The organism is Mesorhizobium sp. M1338 (assembly GCF_040318045.1).
In the GTDB taxonomy this organism is placed as follows: Bacteria; Pseudomonadota; Alphaproteobacteria; order Rhizobiales; family Rhizobiaceae; genus Mesorhizobium.
The window spans coordinates 248518-267292 of the sequence record NZ_JAMYLL010000004.1; the positions used below are offsets into that span (position 1 = coordinate 248518).

Sequence of the window (18775 nt, forward strand, 5' to 3'; positions counted from 1 at the left end):
CTAATCCCTGGCCGTTGCCCAGCCCAGCATCTGTTCGAACAGTGTCTTGTAGCCATCCCAGGCGATGAAGCCGGGCGGCAGCCAGTGCGGGCCGACATCCGAGGTCCAGGCGACGGTGCGGCCCTGGCCATATTTGCCGGTCACCAGCAGTGGCAGCGAACGGTAGTCGGAGGAAACGGTGGCGAGGACTTCCGCACCGTCCTTTACCGCGACCTCGTTAAAGCCGAGCAGGATCGGCCAATCCTTGCCGAGGCCCTTAAGGATCGGATGGTTCTGCGGGCCGACAACGACCGGCGCATAGCCTTCGGGAACCTCGACGCGGTCGTCCACCGGCAGGCAGGTGACCGGCAGAACGTCCTCGACCGGCGTCTTGTGATAGCGCGCGCCCCCATTGATGCCCTGGAAGCTGTAATAGCCGCCGAACATCAACAGGCCGCCGCCATTGCCGACATAGTCGCGCAACAGGCGCAGCCGGTTCGGCGTCGGTTTGGAGTGGACCCAGGTGTCCGGGTGGAGCAACAGCGTGTTGGCACCAAGATCGGAAAGCACGACCACGTCGTAGGCCGAAAGCGTTTCCATGGTCTGCGGGAAATTTCGCTGCGCCTCATGCGCCGGCATGAAGGTGACGTCGAACGGACCGTCCTTCAGCGCGGCCAGCAGCTCATCGGCACCGGTGTGATAGGTCACGGTCGGAAACTGGTCGAAGCCTTTGATGTGGGTCGCGGTCGAGACCCAGGACTCGCCTGCGAGAAGAACCTTCTTCCTGGACATGTAGACTCCCTATTTTGTTTGGAGCCGCGGCTCAGAGGCCCTCGGCGAACACAGTCTTTGGATTGTCGATGAGCATAGTGCCGATTGCCGATTGCTCGACACCATGGCGCTTCAGTCTCGGCACGAAATGCTTGAGGATGAAGCCGTAGCCGAAACCGCCGAAGCGGGTCAGCATGATCTTGAGAAAAACGTCCTGCGACAGCAGAATCCGGTCGAGTAGCCCCATGTCGATCAGCGAGCGGATCGCCCGTGCATTCTGCTCGTCGGACGGCGACTGAGCATCCTGGTCGGCATAATAGAAATCCATGCCGATCATGTCGTATTCCAGGAAGGCACCGCGCGCGGCGAGGCTTTGCTGATAGGCAAGATCGTTGTGGCTCGGGTTCATGTGGCAAAGCACCGTATGCCGGAGATCGGCGCCTTCCGCCTCGACCACATCGAGCACGTCATGCGCCAGCCGCTCCCAGCCGGGCAGATGAATGGTCAGCGGCACGCCGGTGATCTTGGCCGCGCGGGCCGAAGCCCGCAGTGATTTGCGTTCCTCGTCGGTGAAATCCTTGCTGACGCCGACCTCGCCGATGATGCCGGCCATGATTTCGGGTTGGGTCGACCCGCCGCCGACATCGTTGACGAGGAATTCGGTGACGTCGTCGACGTCCATCGCTTTCAGCCAGTCGGGGTGGGTGTGCTGCAGGTAGAAGCCTGTCCCCATCACGATCCGCAATCCCGAGGCGCGGGCAATGCGCGCCAGCTTCACCGGATCGCGGCCAATGCCGATATTGGTCGCATCGACCACGGTGTGGCCGCCGAGCGCCCGGTATTTCGCCAGCTCCGAAAGCGCCAGGTCGCTGTCGTCGAGCGAGACGTTGTCGCGGTTCATGTAGGGGTTCATCCGCAACTCGCCGATGATCTCCATGCTGACCGGCTGCTCGGCGATCTTCCTCTCGTCGGGATGGCAGGGGCATTTCCACGATTTCGCGCCGTCGAGCAGGATATGCTCATGCATAAGCGTCACGCCCATGTCGGCGATCGCGACCGGGCCGGTAACAGTCATCACGGTGCCGGAGCGGACACCGATGGGCGCCCGTTCCCTTGGTTTGTCTTCGAACAGATGATCCATGTCAGCGGCTCCGCGTTGCGCCCTTGAACAGCCGGAAATTCAGCCAGATGGCAACGAGGATGATTGTGCCGGTGACGATCGGCGTCAGGAAGGGCGACATGTGCGACAGGATCAGGCCGTTGCCGATAACGGCGACGGTCAACGCGCCGAGCACGGTGCCGATGATCGTGCCGCGCCCGCCGAACAGGCTGGTGCCGCCAAGCACCACGGCGGCAATGACATCGAGTTCGAAACCCTGGCCGGAATTCGACGAGCCGGAACCGAGCCGGGCGGCAAGAACAACGCCGGCCACCGCCGCCGCCATGCCCGACAGGACATAGACGAACAGCGTCATGAAGCGCGTATCGACACCGGCGCGGCGCACGGCTTCGGCATTGGCCCCGATGCCGGTGACATAGCGGCCGAATGGCGTCTGGTTGAATGCGAGATAGGCAACGATCAGAACGACAAGGGCGAGCAGTGCCGGTACCGGCACACCGAGAAACCAGGCCCTGCCGATGTTGACGAAGAAGCTGGTCGGCTCAACCGGGATCGAATAGCCGCCGGTGATCAGCAACGCCACGCCGCGGATGATCGAGAGTCCGGCAAGTGTGACGATGAAGGCCGGTATCCGCTCATAGGCGATGAAGAAGCCTTGTAAAGCACCGATCGCCGCGCCGAGTGCCAGCATGGCGGCGACGACGAGCGGCCACGGCAGGCCGGACTGCAGCAAGACAGCCGACAGCGTCGCCGTCAGCGCCAGCACGGACCCGACCGAAAGGTCGATACCGCCGGTTGTGATGACGAAGGTCATGGCTGCCGCAACGATCAGCAGCGGCGCCGACTGGCGCACGATATTGAGCAGATTGGGCGTCGTCAGGAAAGAGCCGGTGGTCAGCGAGAAGACCACGCAGACGACGAGGAAGAACAGCGCTATCGAGACGACGCTGCCATTGGCTATCGCCACATCCTTCCAGGTGGTGTTGTGGCCGCGTTTGGGCGGCGAGGCGCTGATATCCCTGGGTGATGACGTGACATTCATGGCTGCGCTGCCTCATCACGGCTGGCGCGGGCCGAACGCGCCGTGAATTTGCGGCCGACGATGAGGTTGACGACCTCTTCGATGCTGGTGTCGCCGATCTTGCGTTCGGCGACATTGCAACCCTCATACATGACCTGGATGCGATCGCAGACCAGGAACAGATCCTGCAGCCGATGGGTGATGAGGATAACGCTGACGCCGCGGGCGCTGACGGCGCGGATGAGCTCCAGAACCGCTTCGACTTCCGCCACCGCAAGAGCCGCTGTCGGTTCGTCCATGATCAGCACCGACGGATCGAAAGAGGCGGCGCGGCCGATGGCGATCGACTGGCGCTGCCCACCGGAGAGGTTTTCGACCTTGAGCCTGGTATCGGCTATGACGATGCCGAGCCGGTCGAGCATCTCACGCGTCTGATCATGCATACGCTTGTTGTCGAGAAAGGGGACGCCGAGAACGCGGCGCCGCGGCTCGCGGCCGAGGAAGAGATTGCCCGCCACATCAATCGTGTCGCAGAGCGAAAGGTCCTGGTAGACCATTTCCACCCGTGCGGCGCGGGCATCGGCCGGTGAGGAAAAGGAGACAGCCTTGCCGTCGATCTCGATGGTGCCGGAATCCGGAATGACCGCACCGGACAGAACCTTGCTCAAGGTGGATTTACCGGCTCCATTGTCGCCGACCAGGCCGAGCACCTCGCCAGGCTTCAGGTTCAGCGAAACATCGTCCAGCGTCTGGATAGGGCCGTATCGTTTGGAAATACCGGTCATCCTGACGCGGTAGGATTCGCCATCGCTCATCACGGTTCCAGTTCTCAAGGTAACAAGTTCAATCGGTCGCCAGGCCGCGCAGGCAACCCTGAAGTCATTGCGCGGCCCGGCGGTCCGGGGAGGATACTACTTGAACATGTCCTTGAACTGGCCGACATTTTCCTTGGTCACGATGGTGATCGGAACATTGATGATCGGATCGATCTTCTCACCCTTCTTGAGCTTGCCGAAGGCTTCAACCGCTGCCTTGCCTTCACCAGCCGGATCCTGCTGGACGACGGCGACCACCCAGCCCTCTTCGAGACCTTGCACCGCCGACTTGGTCAGGTCCCAGCCGAACACCTTGACATCGCCGGTACGGCCTTGGCTGGTGACGGCGGAAACCGCACCGAGCAGAGCCGGCTCGCCGGTTGCGTAAAGCGTCGTCATGTCGGGATTGGCGGTCATAAGGTTCTCGGCGGCGGACAGGGCTACGTCCTGCACGTTCTGGCCGTCGACCGTGTCGAGGAAGGTGACTTTCTGGCCGCTGTCGGTGACGGCCTTCTTGAAGCCGTCGAGCCGCTGGTTCTGGATGAACGAATTGAGCGCGCCGACAACGCCGATCTTGGCGGTTCCGTTCAGCTTGGTCTTGACGTATTCGGCGTAGAACTTGCCGATATCCTCGCCCGCCTTGGTGTTGTCGACGCCGACGAAGGCGACGTTGTCGCCATTCGGGATCTGCGCGTCGATGGCAATGACCGGAATGCCGGCCGCCTTGGCCGCGGTGATGGCCGGCTTTACACCGTTGACATCGATGGCGACGAGAATGATGCCGTCGACCTTTTGGGTGATGTAATTCTCGATCGCGTCGTTCTGCGCGCTCGGTACATTGTTGGCGTTGAAGATGACGAGGTCGACGCCAGCGGCCTTTGCAGCAGCTGTTGCACCGTCATTGATCTGGTTGAAGAACAGGGCCTGCTGGTTGATGGTCACCAGCGCATAGGTCTCGGCTATGGCGGAAGCAGAGCCGAGGGCGAGGGTCATGGCGATGGCTGCGGTGCAGCCTGAAAGGATCTTGGTAAGACGCATTCCGGTTCCCCTTGGTTTTACGGAAAAGGCCCTTGATCGGGCTCACCTGGCGACTGAGCGCAGAGGCATAATTCAAGGTACTTGATTTCTTGTCAAGTGACTTGAATTAGCGCCAACGAAAAGAAATGGGCGGATGCGCCGGATCAGAATGTCGCTGGCGTGTTCACCCAGAAAATGCTGGCGCGTTCATCTCCGACATTGCGGTACCAGTGCGGCAGTTCGGAGTTGAAGACGAAGGAATCGCCGGCAGACAGGCGAAACGTTTTTTCGCCGACCATCAATTCGATCGCACCTTCCAGGAGATAGCCGACTTCCTCGCCGGCATGCTGGATCGGGCCGGCGCTCTCACCGCCCGCTTCGATATGATGGATGTTGCACTGCAGGAGATGGCCGGGCGAATACGGGATGACACGCTCGAGCGAAATACCTTCGCCGCGCCGAAGCGGATCGAGCGCTATCAACGGTCGCGATCCAGCCCGAAAGACGATGCCTTCCTCGCCATCCGACTCCTCGAACATCCAGCCGATGTTCGTGCCGAGCACCTCGACAAGCCGGTGAAGCATGGGAAGCGAGGGCGAGACCTTGCCGTTCTCGACCTTGGAAAGCAGGCTTTCTGAGCAATTCGCGGCAGCAGCGAGCGCCTTCAAGGTCAGCCCGCGCGTCTGCCGGGAAAGTTTCAACCGCGTGCCGAGCCGCAAGAGGCTGGTGGCGGTCGAGCGCTCGTCGCCCTTGCTGTTGTGGGTATCGATCTTGTTCATCTGGGGGCGCGAACATCTCCGCTGGTTGGGCTGACTCGTAAAACTGATCCTATGCGATGTCCATCCTATGAAAAATGAAGGAATGCGCAGGGTCGCAATCACGGACCCGTCCATGGCAAGCGCTGGGCCCGCCGTTTCAATGCTCGCGAATGGGGGTCCGCCCCTCAGGCCGGTTCGCGCTTCAGCGCCTGTGCCATGCAGTGGATGCCGCCGCCGGTCTTGGAGATCTCGCTCATGTCGACGGCCGCGACCTCGAAGCCGCGTGCCTTGAGCTGGCCTATCAGCGTCTGGCTGGAGGTCGGCGCGATCACTCGGTCCTTGCCCAGCGACATGAAGTTGCAGCCGAGCGCCATCGTGTCCTGGAACGGCACGTCGATGATCTCGTGCCCCTTGCCCTTCAGCCAGTCGACGATGCCGGGTTCAGTGCAGGCGAGGCAAACGGCGGTCAGTTTTTCGGCGATCGGCACCACCATCAGGTCGATATGCACATAGTACTCGTCGATAAAGGCGATGCGGGTCTCCCAGCCTTCCTTGTCGAACCAGGCCTGCACCTGGCGAGCGCCTTCCTCTTGCGTGCGGGCGCCGCCGCAGCCGATCAGCACGACGCCATCCTCGATGACGTTGAAGTCGCCGCCCTCGAAAGTACCTGCCGTGACCATGTCGTAGATCGGGATGCCGAGCTTTTCGTAGGTGCGGATTGCGGCGTAGTTCTCGCCGCGCCGCCACCAATTGGCCATCGCGGTGATGACGGCGCCATAAGGCGTCATCACACTGGAATCACGGGAATAGACCTGCATCGGCAGTTCGGGTGTCGGTTCGTGCCAGTGGATGTTGACGCCGAAATGTTCGTAGGCGGCGACGAGGTCCTTGTGCTGCGCTTGCGCGATCTGGACGTTGCAGGGCGCCTCGCGCAGATGCTTGCGCGACAGCGAGCTGGTCGACAGGTGACGCAGGAAATTGGGCGAGCCGAGCAAGACATCGGTCAGGACGTCGGTCTCGTTGGCGAAGCCCCAGGCGGTCAGCGGCTTGGTGCCGCCGGCCGGATTGCGGCGCTGCAGCGAAAACGGCTCGGCGACAATACGGTCATGAACGGTCATGGGGTGCTCCTCGTGAGGTGGCTTGGGGTGACTGATTGTTCGGGATCCACCAGTCCCGCCCGCGTGGGGTGGTGACATATTCCGGCCAGCGGAATCCAATCGGCGGCTCGTAGTCGCAGAGCGGCGCGATCCAGTTCGAACCGCCGATGCCGCCGCCGGTGCGGGTGACGAACTCGTCCATCGCCGCACCGCGGGCGGTTTTGTCCTCCAGCAGGCGAAGGGCTGCCAACGCGATGGTCTTCGACGCGCAGACGACCATTGGGTCGATGGTGGCAGGAATGCCGCCCAGCGCATTCATTACCCATGACGGATAGGGGTAGCCGGTCTCCGAGCGCAGCGCCGGGCGGGCGACATAGAAGCGCGCAGTCGGCGCATGCCAGCTCATATCGGTGTAATCGTCCGAGGTCGAATTCACCTGCGAGGGCGGCAGATCGCGGCGCAGGATCGCCTCCGCCGCCCGCGGCTCGATCAGGCGTTCGAGTTCTTCGATGAACGGCTCGTCACTCGCCATGCGCCCGGCATTGACCTGTATGTCGCGCGCGACTGCCTTGGCGTCCTGGTCCCAGCGCGGCGGCCCGACGGTCGACAGCGCTTCATAAGCGATTTCGGCCATGGTGTGATTGGCCAGCCCCGGCCGCGACTTCGACACCCAGTACCGCTCATGGCGGCAGCCGCTCATGCTGGCAGCGGCCTCGGCATTGCGGTCGAGCACGGCGGTGATCTGCTCGGCCATCGCCAAGGTCGGCACGCGGATCATGTACTGGATCTCGGCCAATCCTGCCGGCAGGTTGTCGGCGGTCGCCTGGCCGGCGGTCAGGATCGCCTCACTGATCGACCAGCCACCCTGGTGCGGCAGCATGGAATCGCGCAGCGCCTTGGACGCCATGTACATCATCATGAGCGCATCGTTGGCGCCGGGCGCGCGCACCGCCGAATGCGCCTGCGGAATGGGCGCTGCGCCGCCCGCCAACCGCAGCCAGCGCTCCGGCTGGTCGCAGACAAAGCGATAGATCATCGCGTAAGCCGCGCCGCAATGCGTGTCCCAGCGCGCCGTGTTGCAGAGCGGCAGCATGTAAAACGGATGGAAGGAGATCATGCCGGCAAGGCCGTCATAATAACCCCTGGCGGCATGGATCGGCTTTGATCCGCGCACCTTCTCGGCCGGTTCGCCGGTGAAGCGCAGCGTGCCCGGTATGCCGTGGCGCTGCATCGCCGCCTTGGTCGCAAGCAGCCCGCCGAGACTCGAAATGCCCAACCCGGAATGCGGATCGGTGTGGCCACCCGCATGTTCGCCAAGGCCCGGGCGAGGGCGCCTGACGGTCGCCGCGTCCTGGCAATTGCCCGGCACGGCGTCGTATTCGGCATACATGCCGATGGTCGGACCGGCGCCGTTTGTCCAATGCGCGCAGAAGGCTGTGGGCATGCCGCCGGAACCTTCCTCGACGGAAAAGCCTTCGCGCTTCAGTCTCTCCACATACCAGGCAGAGGATTGATACTCGCGCCATGCAGTCTCGCCGAAGTCGAAAATGGTGCGCGTCCACGCCGACAGCAGCGGCCGGATGTCGTCAAGACAGGCAAGCGCTGTTGCTTGCGCCGAAGTGGTGACCGCTTTCTCCATGGCCTCAGAAGAAAGCAGTGAAGCGGTCCGCCAAAAAGTGATATGTTTTTCCGGCTCATGCAAATTCGGTTCACCTGAGGTCTCTTGCGCATACCATCGACACAAGCACTGCGTGCGCTCGACAGCTTCGCTCGTCACGGCAGCGTCTGGCGCGCCGCCGACGAGTTGCACCTGACCCGCAGCGCCGTCAGCCACCAGCTTCGGCTGCTGGAGCGCGACCTCGGCTTCGACCTGCTCGAACGCATCGGCAAGGGCGTGGCGCTGACGCCGCGCGGCCAGCGCTACGCCAGCGATGTGCGCAAGGCGTTGACCGTGCTGGGCGACGCGGTGACGCGCCATGCCGGCACCGGCGTTGGCGGCTCGTTCAGCGTCAGTTGCACGCCTGGCTTCGCCTCGTTGTTCCTGTGCACCCATATCGGCGAGTTCCGGCAGATGTACCCTGACGTGGCGCTGCGCGTCCTGACGCCACGCCGGCTGGATGATGTCAGCAATGCCGACGCCGATGCCTTCATCGCATTTGGCGTCGGCAACTGGCCGAACCGCGCGGTCGAGCTTCTGTGCGAGATCTCCTTCACGCCGCTGTGCAGCCCGACGCTGCTCAACAAGGTCGGTGGATTCTCAAAGCCAGCCGACGTTTTGCGCGCCAACCTCCTGCATCTCGGCGATACCGAGGACTGGGCGCGCTGGCTGGCATTGTCGAAGGTCGAGAACCCCGACCCGGAGGGCGGCATATTCTTTTCGGACATGAATCTCGTCTTCTCGGCCGCGATCGCCGGCCAGGGCATGGCTATGGGCGACGAACTGACCAGTGGCAAAGCGCTGGCCGAAGGCAGGCTGGTGCGTCCATTCGATATCGCGATCAAATCACCGCGGTCGTACTTCCTGGTCTCCGAACACGCCAAGGCCGCGCATCCGGTGCTCGACGCCTTTGCCAGATGGTTGCGGTCGAAGCTCGCGGAGAGCAATGCCAAGGGCATGGCGGACCACGGGCGCCACGCCCGGGTATAGCCGACCACGGCCGCCATCGATTGGATAGATGAATCAAATTTGCCGATCAGGCGAAAACTATTCGGTTGCGGTGAGGCCGCGCGCTGCCCTACGATTTCTCCTGAACCGAGGAAACAGGCAGGATGCAGCAACCCGGCCGGGCCGCAGAGATCAAGGCAATTGGGATCGGCAAGAGCTTCGGCTCGTTCCGTGCATTGGACAATCTGTCGCTCGATATCGGCCGCGGCGAGTTCCTGACCCTGCTCGGACCGTCCGGTTCGGGCAAGACCACATTCCTGATGATCCTTGCCGGCTTCGTGCAGCCGAGCGAGGGCCGGCTGTTCAGCGACGGCGTCGACATCACCGACCGGCCGGCCGAACAACGCGCCGCCGGCATGGTGTTCCAGGGCTACGCGCTGTTCCCGCACATGAGCGTCGATGCCAACATCGCCTTCCCACTCAAGGTGCGCAAGAAATCGGCGGCCGAGATCAAGCGCCGGGTCGGCGAGATGATCGAACGCGTCGGCCTCAAGGGCCACGAGAAGAAGCTGCCGGCGCAGCTGTCAGGCGGTCAGCAGCAGCGCGTGGCGCTGGCGCGCGCGCTGGTGTTCGAGCCTGGCGTGCTGTTGCTCGATGAGCCGTTCTCGGCACTCGACAAGGGTCTGCGCGGCCAGATGCAGGCCGAGATGAAGCGGCTGCACCAGGAGACCGGCACCACCTTCGTCTTCGTCACCCACGACCAGAGCGAGGCACTGGCGCTGTCGTCGCGCGTCGCCATCTTCAACCATGGCAAACTGCTGCAGGTCGGAGCGCCCGACGAGGTCTACGACCGGCCGGACAATCGCTTCGTCGCCGAGTTCCTCGGCGAGATCAACATGCTGCCGCTGAAGGGGGTCCGCCCAGCCGACAATGGCTTGACCGGCCTCTGCGAAGACCGTGCGGTCTCCGTGCGTTGCAAGGCCGAGGCGGTGCGCGGCGATGCGATCCTGGCGATCCGGCCCGAGTACATGTCGATATCAGGGGAGGCGGCGGCCGGTGAGAACGGCATCGCCGCGACAGCGACCAACTCCACCTATCTCGGCGCGGCAACGCGGCTTGACCTGACGACGCGGCAAGGCGCCAAGGTCACGGTCTCCGTGCCCAACGAGATAGCGGCGGCCGCGCTCAGCAAGGGCAACGCCGTCTGGCTCACCTGGCCGGCTGAAAAGGGTTTCCTCCTTCCGCATGGAGGACAATGACGAACGGTGTGGCGAGACACCTGCCCACCACTTTGCGGTACCATCAACGACAAAAAAGGGGAACTGACATGACACACGATACCAAGAAACAAGCCATCGAGAGCCTGTCCGCCAGGGCAGGTCGCGGCGAAATCTCGCGCCGCCAATTCACGCAGCTGGCAGCATTCGTGCTGGCCGGCACGCCGATGATGCTGCGCTCGACCGGTGCCTTTGCCGCGGCCAAGGAACTGGTGCTGGTCAACTGGGGCGGTGACGCCATCACGGCTTACGACGCCGCCTACGGCCAGCCCTTCACCAAGGAAACCGGCATCACCGTCAAGATGGATGGCTCGGGGCCGACCGAAGGCGCCATCGCTGCGCAGTTCAAGAGCGGCGCGCCGACCTGGGACCTCGTCGACGTCGACCCGTTCTCCGCCATCACGCTCGGCGCTCAGGGCGCCCTCGAGCCGATCGACTATGCGATCGTCGACAAGAAGAAGATGCGCGAAGGCTTTGGCTGGGAATACGCCGCCTCGACCTATTTCTTCTCCTATGTCATCGCCTACGACTCCGAGAAGTACGGCAAGGACGCGCCGACCGGCATGGCCGATTTCTTCGACGTGAAGAAATTCCCCGGCAAGCGCTCGCTCTACAAATGGGGCGTGTCGAGCTGGGAAGCCGCCCTGCTGGCCGACGGCATCGCGCCGACGTCGCTCTATCCGCTCGATCTCAAGCGCGCGCATGACAAGATCGCCGCCTTCAAGGAAAACGTCGTTGCCTATTGGGGCGGCGGTGCCGAAAGCCAGAGCGTGCTGCTCAATGGCGAGGCCTCGATGGCGATCGTCTGGTCGACGCGCGCTTCACTGATCGAGCAGGACTCGGGCGGCAAGATCAAGTTCATCTGGGACCAGGGCCTGATCTCGCCCGGCGCGCTCGCCGTGCTCAAGGGCAATCCTGGCGGCAAGGACGCGGCCATGAAGTTCATCGCCAGCACCCAAGACCCGCAAAAGCAGTTGGTCATGTTCGACAAGCTCGGCCAGGGCCCTGCAAATCCAGCTACCGACGCGCTGATCCCCGCCGACAAGAAGCGCATCAACCCGGTCGATCCCGAGAACATGAAAAAGCAGATCGCGCTCGACATGGACTGGTACGCCAAGAATTACGGGGCAGCGCTCGACGAATACACCAAGATCATCTCGGCCTGACCAGGGCCGGGATGATCGGGTCGAAATGAGATCCTATCTCTCCGACAGGATGGGCGCGGCGCTGTTGATGGCGCCGCTGCTCCTGTTTCTTGTCCTCGCCTATGCCTGGCCGTTCCTCGGCGTCGTCAAATGGAGCTTTACGCTGCCGACGCCCGGGCTCGGCCAGTATAACGCACTGCTCACCGACGATCTGGTGCAGTCGGTGTTCATCCGCACGCTGCGCATCGCGGCGATCGTCACCGTGGTTTCGGTGGCCGCTGCCTACGCCATCACCGTCGTCTGGGTGCGCGGAACCCCGGCACAGCGCCTGATCGCCGAGTTCTGCATTCTAGTACCCTTCTGGATTTCCGTCCTGACCCGTGCCTTCGGCTGGGTGGCGCTGCTGTCCAATCGCGGCCTGATCAACACGTGGCTGCAGGCGATCGGCTTCATTTCCGAACCGCTGGCGCTGGTGCGCAACGAATTCGGCGTCATCGTCGGCATGACGCATTTCCTCATTCCTTTCGCCGTCTTCCCGCTGGCATCGGCCATGCGCAGCCTCGACGACCGCGTGCTGCTGGCCGCGCGCGGCCTCGGCTCCAGCCGCATGCGCACCTTCTGGACGGTGTTCGTGCCGATGACGCGCTCCGGCATCATCGGCGCGGCGATGATCGTCTTTGTGTTTTCGCTCGGCTTCTTCGTCACGCCGGCGATCCTTGGTGGCGGCCGCAGCGTCATGATCGCCGAGCTGATCTATCTGCGCATCTTCCAGAGCCCGGATTGGGGCCTGGGGGCGGCGATCAGCGTGGTGCTGGTGCTGTTCGTCGGCGCGCTGATGGCGCTGCTGTTCCGTTATGTCAGACCGAAGCAGCTGATCTGATGCCGACCTATCGGCCCGGTCCCGTCTCGCTGATCATCGCCGCCTTCGTCGCGCTGTTCCTGTTGATGCCGCTGCTCGCCGTCATCCCGGTGTCGCTGACGCCGAGCCGCATGCTGGCGATGCCGTCGGGCGAACTGTCGCTGCGCCACTACCGGTCGCTGGTCGAGGATCCGCGCTGGCTCCAATCGATCCTGCTCAGCATCCGCATCGGCATCGTCAGCAGTGCCTTTTCCACCGTGCTGGCGCTGTGCTTCAGCCTCGGCGTGTGGATGTTCCAGCCGCGCTTCACCGCGGCACTCGTCGGCTTCGTGCTGCTGCCGATGGTGGTGCCGCCCGTGGTTTCGGCGATCACGCTCTACTTCCTGCTCACCTCGATCTCGGGCTTCAGCTCGTTCTTCGGCTATGACACCTGGCTGGGTGTCGCCATGGCCCACTCGGTGATGACCGTGCCGTTCGCCACCGTTCTGATGCTGGTCTCGCTCAGCCAGCTCGACCGGCGCATCGACCTTGCCGCGCGCGGCCTCGGCGCCTCGGTGTGGGAGCGGGCCACCCGCATCATCATGCCCAACATCAAGTTCGGCATCGTCACCGCGGCACTTCTGTCCTTCGTGCTGTCCTGGGAGGAGATCGGCGTCACGCTGTTCATCACCTCGGTCAACGCCATCACGCTGCCCAGGCTGATGTGGATGGGCCTGCGCGACAACATCGACCCGGCGATCGCCGCACTCTCGGTGATCCTGATCATCATCACGGTGCTGGTGCTGGCGGTGCGCAGTTTCGTGAACCGGATGAACGCGGGGCAGTGAGAAGGCAAAGCGTGGCGCAGGCCCGCTTAAGACCTTCGGGCAAAGCTTTCCTCCCATCCCGCCGGACATCTCGCCCACAAGGGCTTCGGGCTACCCCATCGCGCGGCGGATTGTCCTGGACAGGCGGGCAAGGAATGTTGGTCGGGACGATGCGTCGAGCTTCCACGACAGCACCGCCATGGCCATTTGCCGCGGCAGCATGCCGACCGACAGGAACCAGGCGGCAAGCACGGCACGGCGGCGCAGGGACGCCGTCATTTCGAGGCTGGCGACAGCGCCCGCGGCCGCTAGCGCCAGGCGGGAATCGTCGGCCACGGGGTGCCGGTGCCTGTCCGCGCAGAGCGATGCCAGCCGTTCTTCCAGATGGACCGGATCATGGCGAACAATTTCTGCCGGCACGACGGTCAGGCCGGCCTGCGATGCCTGGTCCGACAGCGCCTCCATGCGGTGGAAATCGTGCTCTACCCGCCAGCGTGCCCGTTCGGCGAGCTTTTCACCGAAAACCGAATGGTTGGCGCCGTGGATTCGGTAAGCGCCGACACATTCATCGATGGACTGAACGTGACCATACAGCGGCGCCAGCGTCGCAAGATAGCCGTCGGCGCCCTGGCGAAAATCCGATTCCGGAATCGGCATGATCGATTCCAGGGTCGTCCGGTCAAAGGCCAGCCCGCTGGTTACGGTCGTCTGGTAGCGCCCCTTGCGCAGAAGTTTCGGCATGACATCGCCGCTGTCGAAGGGCAGTTCCGGCGGCGGAAAGACGTCCTTGATGCGTTGCCGGTCATCGACGATGTGCAATCTGGATTGCACCTGGGCGGTTGCCTCGTCCCAGGTGTCGACGATCCTGGAGACGGCTTCCGGATAAAGATAATCGTCGGCGTCGAGGAAGAGGACGATTCGGCCCGAGCTCGCGGCAAAGCCGGTGTTGAAGGCGGCCGCGTGCCCGCCATTCTTTCGTCGCGGACAAGCGAGGATCCTGTCGCCATAGGATTTCATGATCGTCGTGGAATTGTCCTGCGATGCATCGTCGACGACGATGACTTCGACATCGTCGTGGTCCTGCTCCAGCGCGCTGTCGATGCTACGTTCAAGGAAACGCGCGTAATTGTAGTTCGGAATAATGATGGAAACTGGGATTTTGTGGGGGGTGGACTGCATCGCATTCGACCTCGCATCTTGCTTTGGTTTTGGCAGACCCCGCTCGTGGGCTGCCTCCTCTTCAAGCTCGCTCCGCGAATTTGCCGAGGAAAAGCCTCGCCTTTTCGTCGGGTGACGGACCACGTCACTCTTTCACGACTTGATGAAAAGCCGCCATCGCCTTCGAGGATCGCGGTGGCTGACTGGGGTACGCCGGCCAGCCCAAAAGCTCCGACGCTCTTGGTTATCGACCAAGCCCGACGGAAATGGTGTCGCGTTTGGTCACAGTGGGACCGCAGCGGACGCCTTGAAGGCACGTTAGATACTGGCCTTTAAATGCGGCTGGAACAAGCCGCTATCCGAAAACTGATGTCCAGAGGCGTGGCCAGATGGTGTCAGACAAAACAAACCTCACCGAGACGCGGCCAATCCTGCCTAGATCGCAAGGCTGCTCGGCGCCCCGTGACGACGTTGTTGGCGAAGTCGTATCAGCATTCATCAGTTCTATGACGAATCGCCATCGCCTCCGCGCGTCGAATGGTTATATCTGACACAATATGCAGAACGCAGGCAGGCTTCCGAAAGGCAATGGTCGGCAGCGCAAAGGCTAGAGGAAGAGGACGATGACCGCGCCTGGCGATTTGCAGCAGGCACTGTTTCTGAGGCTCAAAAGCGATGCAGCCCTGTCGACCTTGCTGGGCGGCGCGGGATTGCTCGAACGGGCAACCGACAATGCCGCTTTTCCCTACGTGACTTGTGGCCAGACCTCTGCCTTTGACTGGGATACGGGCGCGGAGAACAATAACGATCAGCTGGTCACTCTGCATGTCTGGTCGAAAGCCCAGGGGGAAGCCGAAACACTTGCCATCATGGACGCTATCAAAGCGCGGCTCGCCAATGCGGCGCTGGAGATTGGCGCCCACGGCCAGACACGACTGTCGCTCGAATTCAGCGAGGTTCGCCACGACGAGGATCTGCTCGTGCATCACGGGCTGCTGCGTTTTCGCGCGATAACGCAGGAAAACGCCTGATACGCTTTCAATATGGTCGAAACGGAGTCTAGACTGGACTCTCGCGGGATTTCACGGTTGACGCGGTGAAATCCCAGGTTGACTGTCTCGCGTTGCAGGGGTGTGGCGAGGATGTTTTCGGCGCCGTTCACTGTTCATTTCACGTTCAGCACCGATGCGTTACAACGTCGACCATGAAAACGCTTCGCTCCCACTTCCGAACCGCGACACTGGCGCTCTGTGCTGCCGGGCTGTTTGCGTCGCAGGCGATGGCGATGCCGGTCATCGCGCCCGACCAGGCCAGCCCGATCCTGCTGGCGGCGTCCGATTGCTACGCGATCGGTCAGCAGGTGGCCGAACAGAATGGCGGAACGCTGGCCAAGGCCTCGCAATCGACACGTGGCGGCCAGCCTGTCTGTGTCATTGTCGTGCTCGTTCCTGGCAAGGACGGACAACGTCCGCGCCGTTCCGAAATCGTCGTTCCGCTGAACTGACCCACTCTTCCATTTTACAGACCTCCGTTTCCCAGGCCGCCGGAATCGGCCTATACCTGACCCTAGCTCTTCAACAGGTATCGAACTCCGCATGCGCGTACTCGTCGTCGAGGATGACAAGGATCTCAACCGGCAGATATCGGATGCGCTGGTCGATGCCGGCTACGTCGTCGACCGCGCCTTCGACGGCGAGGAAGGCCATTTCCTCGGCGACACCGAGCCCTACGACGCCGTCGTGCTCGACATCGGACTGCCGCAGATGGACGGTATCAGCGTGGTCGAGCGTTGGCGGCGCGGCGGCCGCAAGATGCCGGTGCTGATCCTGACGGCGCGCGACCGCTGGAGCGACAAGGTCTCCGGCATCGATGCCGGCGCCGACGACTATGTCACCAAGCCGTTCCACATCGAGGAGGTACTGGCGAGGCTCCGGGCCCTGATCCGGCGCGCCGCCGGCCATGCCTCGTCCGAACTGACCTGCGGACCGCTGCGCCTCGACACCAAGGCGTCAAAGGCCGATGTCGACGGCGTGCCGCTGAAACTGACATCGCACGAATTCCGCCTGCTTGCCTATCTGATGCACCATATGGGCGAGGTCGTCTCGCGCACCGAACTGGTCGAGCATCTCTATGACCAGGATTTCGACCGCGATTCCAACACTATCGAGGTGTTTGTCGGGCGGCTGCGCAAGAAGATGGGCATCGACATGATCGAAACCGTGCGCGGCATGGGCTACCGCATGCGTGAGCCGGAGGCGTAACTCGGAACCGCTCAAATCAATCGCAAGGACGCCGCTTTCGCTGCGTTTGTGGCCGCGTTCGCTGACGTTCCGCGTCATCGCCTTTTCCACGGTCTGGGCGATCGTGACGCTCGTCGTCATCTTCACCCTGATCACTACCCTCTACCGCCAGGCCAGCGAGCGCGGCTTCGACAGCCTGCTTTCGGCGCACCTGTTCAATTTGATCGGCTCCATCGGTATTTCCGACAACGGTGCGCTCACCGGCGCTCCCGACCTCGGCGATCTCCGGTTCTCGGAGCCGAATTCGGGCTGGTACTGGTCGGTGGAGCCCGCCTCGGAAGGCGTACATGGCGATCTCCACTCGTCTTCGATGACCACGACAATCCCGTCGCCGAGCGTTGCCGATGTGCCGTTCAACGCCAGCTTCCAGCGCAGCTATGCGGCCGAAGGCATCGACGGCGAGCAGCTCGAAGTATTCGAGAGCGAATTCGTTCTCGATTCCAAGAACCGCGCCGCGCGCTTCCGCGTCATGGGCAACCAGAGCGAGCTCGAACAGGAAATCGCCACCTTCCAGCGCCGCCTGCTGACTTATCTCAGCCTGTTCGGCGTCGGCATGATCGCCATCAACGCGATCGCCATTCTGCTCGGCCTGCAGCCGCTGCGCCGGGTCAGGAACGCGCTTGCCATGGTGCGCGAGGGCACAGCGCAGAGGCTCGACGGCCGGTTTCCGGCCGAGATCGAACCGCTTGCGAACGAAACCAATGCGTTGATTGAAAACAACAGGCGCATCGTCGAGCGATCGCGAACCCAGGTCGGCAATCTCGCCCATTCGCTGAAGACGCCGCTCGCGGTGCTGCTCAACGAGGGCAGGGCGCTTGGCGGCGCCAAGGGACAGCTGATCACCGAACAGGCCGCTTCCATGCAGAAGCAGGTCGAGCACTATCTGCAGCGCGCCCGCGTCGCGGCACAACGCGACAGCGTCGTCTACCGCACGCCGGTGACGCCGCTGGTGCAGCGCATGGTCCGGGTTCTACAGAAGCTCAATCCGCGGACGAACCTGTCGCTGTCATTGCCGGCGACCGAAATCGTCTTCGCCGGTGAACGCGAGGACCTTGAGGAATTGCTTGGTAATCTTCTCGAAAACGCGATGAAATGGGCAAAAAGCGCGGTGTTGGTCTCGGTCGTGCCTTTGACCGGCAAGGACGATCCGACCGGCCTGTTTGAGATCAGCATCGAGGATGACGGCCCGGGCATTCCCGAGGACAAGGCGCGCGAGGCGCTGAAGCGCGGACGGCGTCTGGACGAGACAAAGCCCGGAACAGGTCTGGGGCTGGCCATTGTCGCCGACCTCGTCAACGAGTATGGAGGCGTCCTGGCGCTCGAACGGTCCGGCATGGGCGGATTGAAGGCGGTGGTGCGATTGCGGAGCCTTCAGTGATGTTCAGCCACGGCCATTCGACATCGATGGATGGGGCATGTTATGGCGGCATGTCGATTGGTCCCGGATTGGCCGGCAGCGGCCAAATTTCCGACAAATATCAATACTATGGCCACGTCAGCTTCTCCGATGACGCGGCCCCCGGCTCATTCATAACAGGCTCCAACTCAAGAAAACCGGTTGTTGGCATGAAGATTCGCGTCGCGCTTGTTTCCGCATTGCTGGCCGTTTCCGGCTGCACCACCTTGAGCGGCAAGGGGCCGACCGTAGCAGTGACACCGGCCTCGACGCCTCCTTCCAGCGGCAAGGTGACCACGACGATCATTTCGGCGATGGGCGGCGGCCTCATCGGCGGGTCGATCGGCGCCGGCCTCAGCGAGACCGAGAAGCGCAGTGCGCTCGAGGCTGAATACAAGGCGCTCGAGTACACGACCAGTGGCCAGAAGGTAACGTGGAAGGGCGCCCAGGCTTCGCACTATGGCGAGGTGGTTCCGGCACAGCCCTATCGCGTCGGTTCGCAGGATTGCCGCCAGTACACGCAGACGGTGTTCACCGGCGGGGCCGGAGTGACGGCGCGTGGAACCGCTTGCCGCAACACCGACGGCAGCTGGACACCGCTGACCTAATCAAAGACGGGTCCGGTTGGTATCCGGTCGGTTGATGTCGATC

At 62.8% G+C, this 18775-nt stretch carries 19 protein-coding genes; 10 read left to right on the top strand and 9 right to left on the bottom strand.

Going from position 1 to position 18775, the window contains the following annotated elements; translation table 11 throughout:
- The 8 genes from NKH19_RS06665 to NKH19_RS06700 form a co-directional block, all read right to left on the bottom strand.
- Positions 1-771, bottom strand: coding sequence for a glutamine amidotransferase (locus NKH19_RS06665; RefSeq protein WP_352872006.1), 771 nt, complete (start codon positions 769-771; stop codon positions 1-3).
- A gap of 31 nt (positions 772-802) precedes the next feature.
- Entirely contained in the window at positions 803-1891 is a 1089-nt protein-coding gene (locus NKH19_RS06670) for a phosphotriesterase family protein (protein WP_352872004.1), read from the bottom strand.
- 1 nt (position 1892) lies between these two features.
- The gene (locus NKH19_RS06675) at positions 1893-2912 is read right to left on the bottom strand and encodes an ABC transporter permease (RefSeq protein ID WP_352872003.1); all 1020 of its coding nucleotides are present in this window, start codon (positions 2910-2912) and stop codon (positions 1893-1895) included.
- A complete protein-coding gene (locus NKH19_RS06680; RefSeq protein ID WP_352872002.1) occupies positions 2909-3706 on the bottom strand; it encodes an ATP-binding cassette domain-containing protein in 798 nt (265 codons plus the stop codon). Before NKH19_RS06680 ends, NKH19_RS06675 begins: the two co-directional genes overlap by 4 nt.
- Positions 3707-3802: 96 nt before the next feature.
- Entirely contained in the window at positions 3803-4744 is a 942-nt protein-coding gene (locus NKH19_RS06685; protein WP_352872000.1) for an ABC transporter substrate-binding protein, read from the bottom strand.
- A gap of 143 nt (positions 4745-4887) precedes the next feature.
- The gene (locus NKH19_RS06690) at positions 4888-5502 is read right to left on the bottom strand and encodes a cupin domain-containing protein (RefSeq protein WP_352871998.1); all 615 of its coding nucleotides are present in this window, start codon (positions 5500-5502) and stop codon (positions 4888-4890) included.
- Between the two features lie 164 nt (positions 5503-5666).
- Positions 5667-6599, bottom strand: a complete 933-nt coding sequence (locus NKH19_RS06695; RefSeq protein ID WP_023760469.1) for a dimethylarginine dimethylaminohydrolase family protein — start codon at positions 6597-6599, stop codon at positions 5667-5669.
- Positions 6586-8217 carry a zinc-binding metallopeptidase family protein gene (locus tag NKH19_RS06700; protein ID WP_352871996.1) on the bottom strand — a complete coding sequence of 544 codons (1632 nt, stop codon included), beginning with the start codon at positions 8215-8217 and terminating at the stop codon, positions 6586-6588. Before NKH19_RS06700 ends, NKH19_RS06695 begins: the two co-directional genes overlap by 14 nt.
- Before the next feature lie 84 nt (positions 8218-8301).
- On the opposite strand from NKH19_RS06700, the gene NKH19_RS06705 reads away from it, so the two are divergent.
- The 5 genes from NKH19_RS06705 to NKH19_RS06725 all read left to right on the top strand — a co-directional run bounded on the left by NKH19_RS06705 (position 8302) and on the right by NKH19_RS06725 (position 13291).
- On the top strand, positions 8302-9225 hold the full coding sequence (locus NKH19_RS06705) for a LysR substrate-binding domain-containing protein (RefSeq protein WP_352871995.1): 924 nt from the start codon (positions 8302-8304) through the stop codon (positions 9223-9225).
- 122 nt (positions 9226-9347) lie between these two features.
- Positions 9348-10442: an ABC transporter ATP-binding protein gene (locus tag NKH19_RS06710; protein ID WP_352871994.1), complete on the top strand. Its 1095-nt coding sequence runs from the start codon at positions 9348-9350 to the stop codon at positions 10440-10442.
- Positions 10443-10510: 68 nt separating this feature from the next.
- Complete coding sequence (locus tag NKH19_RS06715) at positions 10511-11626, top strand: ABC transporter substrate-binding protein (protein ID WP_352871992.1); 1116 nt, start codon at positions 10511-10513, stop codon at positions 11624-11626.
- A 25-nt stretch (positions 11627-11651) separates the two neighbouring features.
- Positions 11652-12485, top strand: coding sequence for an ABC transporter permease (locus NKH19_RS06720; RefSeq protein ID WP_352626809.1), 834 nt, complete (start codon positions 11652-11654; stop codon positions 12483-12485).
- Positions 12485-13291: an ABC transporter permease gene (locus tag NKH19_RS06725; RefSeq protein ID WP_352871989.1), complete on the top strand. Its 807-nt coding sequence runs from the start codon at positions 12485-12487 to the stop codon at positions 13289-13291. Before NKH19_RS06720 ends, NKH19_RS06725 begins: the two co-directional genes overlap by 1 nt.
- A 90-nt stretch (positions 13292-13381) precedes the next feature.
- Here the strand turns inward: NKH19_RS06725 and NKH19_RS06730 are convergent, their stop codons facing one another.
- Positions 13382-14449 carry a glycosyltransferase family 2 protein gene (locus NKH19_RS06730; protein WP_352871988.1) on the bottom strand — a complete coding sequence of 356 codons (1068 nt, stop codon included), beginning with the start codon at positions 14447-14449 and terminating at the stop codon, positions 13382-13384.
- A gap of 602 nt (positions 14450-15051) precedes the next feature.
- Between NKH19_RS06730 and NKH19_RS06735 the strand changes: the two genes are divergently transcribed.
- From NKH19_RS06735 to NKH19_RS06755, 5 genes are all read left to right on the top strand, one after another.
- Positions 15052-15459 carry a DUF3168 domain-containing protein gene (locus tag NKH19_RS06735; protein ID WP_352871987.1) on the top strand — a complete coding sequence of 136 codons (408 nt, stop codon included), beginning with the start codon at positions 15052-15054 and terminating at the stop codon, positions 15457-15459.
- Positions 15460-15632: 173 nt separating this feature from the next.
- Positions 15633-15932, top strand: coding sequence for a hypothetical protein (locus NKH19_RS06740; protein WP_126068492.1), 300 nt, complete (start codon positions 15633-15635; stop codon positions 15930-15932).
- A 91-nt stretch (positions 15933-16023) separates the two neighbouring features.
- Positions 16024-16689: a response regulator transcription factor gene (locus tag NKH19_RS06745; RefSeq protein WP_023812809.1), complete on the top strand. Its 666-nt coding sequence runs from the start codon at positions 16024-16026 to the stop codon at positions 16687-16689.
- A complete protein-coding gene (locus tag NKH19_RS06750; protein ID WP_352970599.1) occupies positions 16673-18106 on the top strand; it encodes an ATP-binding protein in 1434 nt (477 codons plus the stop codon). Before NKH19_RS06745 ends, NKH19_RS06750 begins: the two co-directional genes overlap by 17 nt.
- Before the next feature lie 188 nt (positions 18107-18294).
- Complete coding sequence (locus tag NKH19_RS06755) at positions 18295-18732, top strand: RT0821/Lpp0805 family surface protein (RefSeq protein WP_352871984.1); 438 nt, start codon at positions 18295-18297, stop codon at positions 18730-18732.
- Positions 18733-18775 lie beyond the last annotated feature (43 nt).

Excerpts from the sequence above, each read along its gene's own strand:
- NKH19_RS06710 (WP_352871994.1), top strand. The coding sequence starts at position 9,348 with ATGCAGCAACCCGGCCGGGCCGCAGAGATCAAGGCAATTGGGATCGGC.
- NKH19_RS06735 (WP_352871987.1), top strand. The coding sequence starts at position 15,052 with ATGACCGCGCCTGGCGATTTGCAGCAGGCACTGTTTCTGAGGCTCAAA.
- NKH19_RS06680 (WP_352872002.1), bottom strand. The coding sequence starts at position 3,706 with ATGAGCGATGGCGAATCCTACCGCGTCAGGATGACCGGTATTTCCAAA.
- NKH19_RS06745 (WP_023812809.1), top strand. The coding sequence starts at position 16,024 with ATGCGCGTACTCGTCGTCGAGGATGACAAGGATCTCAACCGGCAGATA.
- NKH19_RS06695 (WP_023760469.1), bottom strand. The coding sequence starts at position 6,599 with ATGACCGTTCATGACCGTATTGTCGCCGAGCCGTTTTCGCTGCAGCGC.
- NKH19_RS06700 (WP_352871996.1), bottom strand. The coding sequence starts at position 8,217 with ATGGAGAAAGCGGTCACCACTTCGGCGCAAGCAACAGCGCTTGCCTGT.
- NKH19_RS06720 (WP_352626809.1), top strand. The coding sequence starts at position 11,652 with ATGAGATCCTATCTCTCCGACAGGATGGGCGCGGCGCTGTTGATGGCG.
- NKH19_RS06685 (WP_352872000.1), bottom strand. The coding sequence starts at position 4,744 with ATGCGTCTTACCAAGATCCTTTCAGGCTGCACCGCAGCCATCGCCATG.
- NKH19_RS06675 (WP_352872003.1), bottom strand. The coding sequence starts at position 2,912 with ATGAATGTCACGTCATCACCCAGGGATATCAGCGCCTCGCCGCCCAAA.
- NKH19_RS06725 (WP_352871989.1), top strand. The coding sequence starts at position 12,485 with ATGCCGACCTATCGGCCCGGTCCCGTCTCGCTGATCATCGCCGCCTTC.
- NKH19_RS06755 (WP_352871984.1), top strand. The coding sequence starts at position 18,295 with ATGAAGATTCGCGTCGCGCTTGTTTCCGCATTGCTGGCCGTTTCCGGC.
- NKH19_RS06730 (WP_352871988.1), bottom strand. The coding sequence starts at position 14,449 with ATGCAGTCCACCCCCCACAAAATCCCAGTTTCCATCATTATTCCGAAC.
- NKH19_RS06740 (WP_126068492.1), top strand. The coding sequence starts at position 15,633 with ATGAAAACGCTTCGCTCCCACTTCCGAACCGCGACACTGGCGCTCTGT.
- NKH19_RS06670 (WP_352872004.1), bottom strand. The coding sequence starts at position 1,891 with ATGGATCATCTGTTCGAAGACAAACCAAGGGAACGGGCGCCCATCGGT.
- NKH19_RS06715 (WP_352871992.1), top strand. The coding sequence starts at position 10,511 with ATGACACACGATACCAAGAAACAAGCCATCGAGAGCCTGTCCGCCAGG.
- NKH19_RS06690 (WP_352871998.1), bottom strand. The coding sequence starts at position 5,502 with ATGAACAAGATCGATACCCACAACAGCAAGGGCGACGAGCGCTCGACC.
- NKH19_RS06665 (WP_352872006.1), bottom strand. The coding sequence starts at position 771 with ATGTCCAGGAAGAAGGTTCTTCTCGCAGGCGAGTCCTGGGTCTCGACC.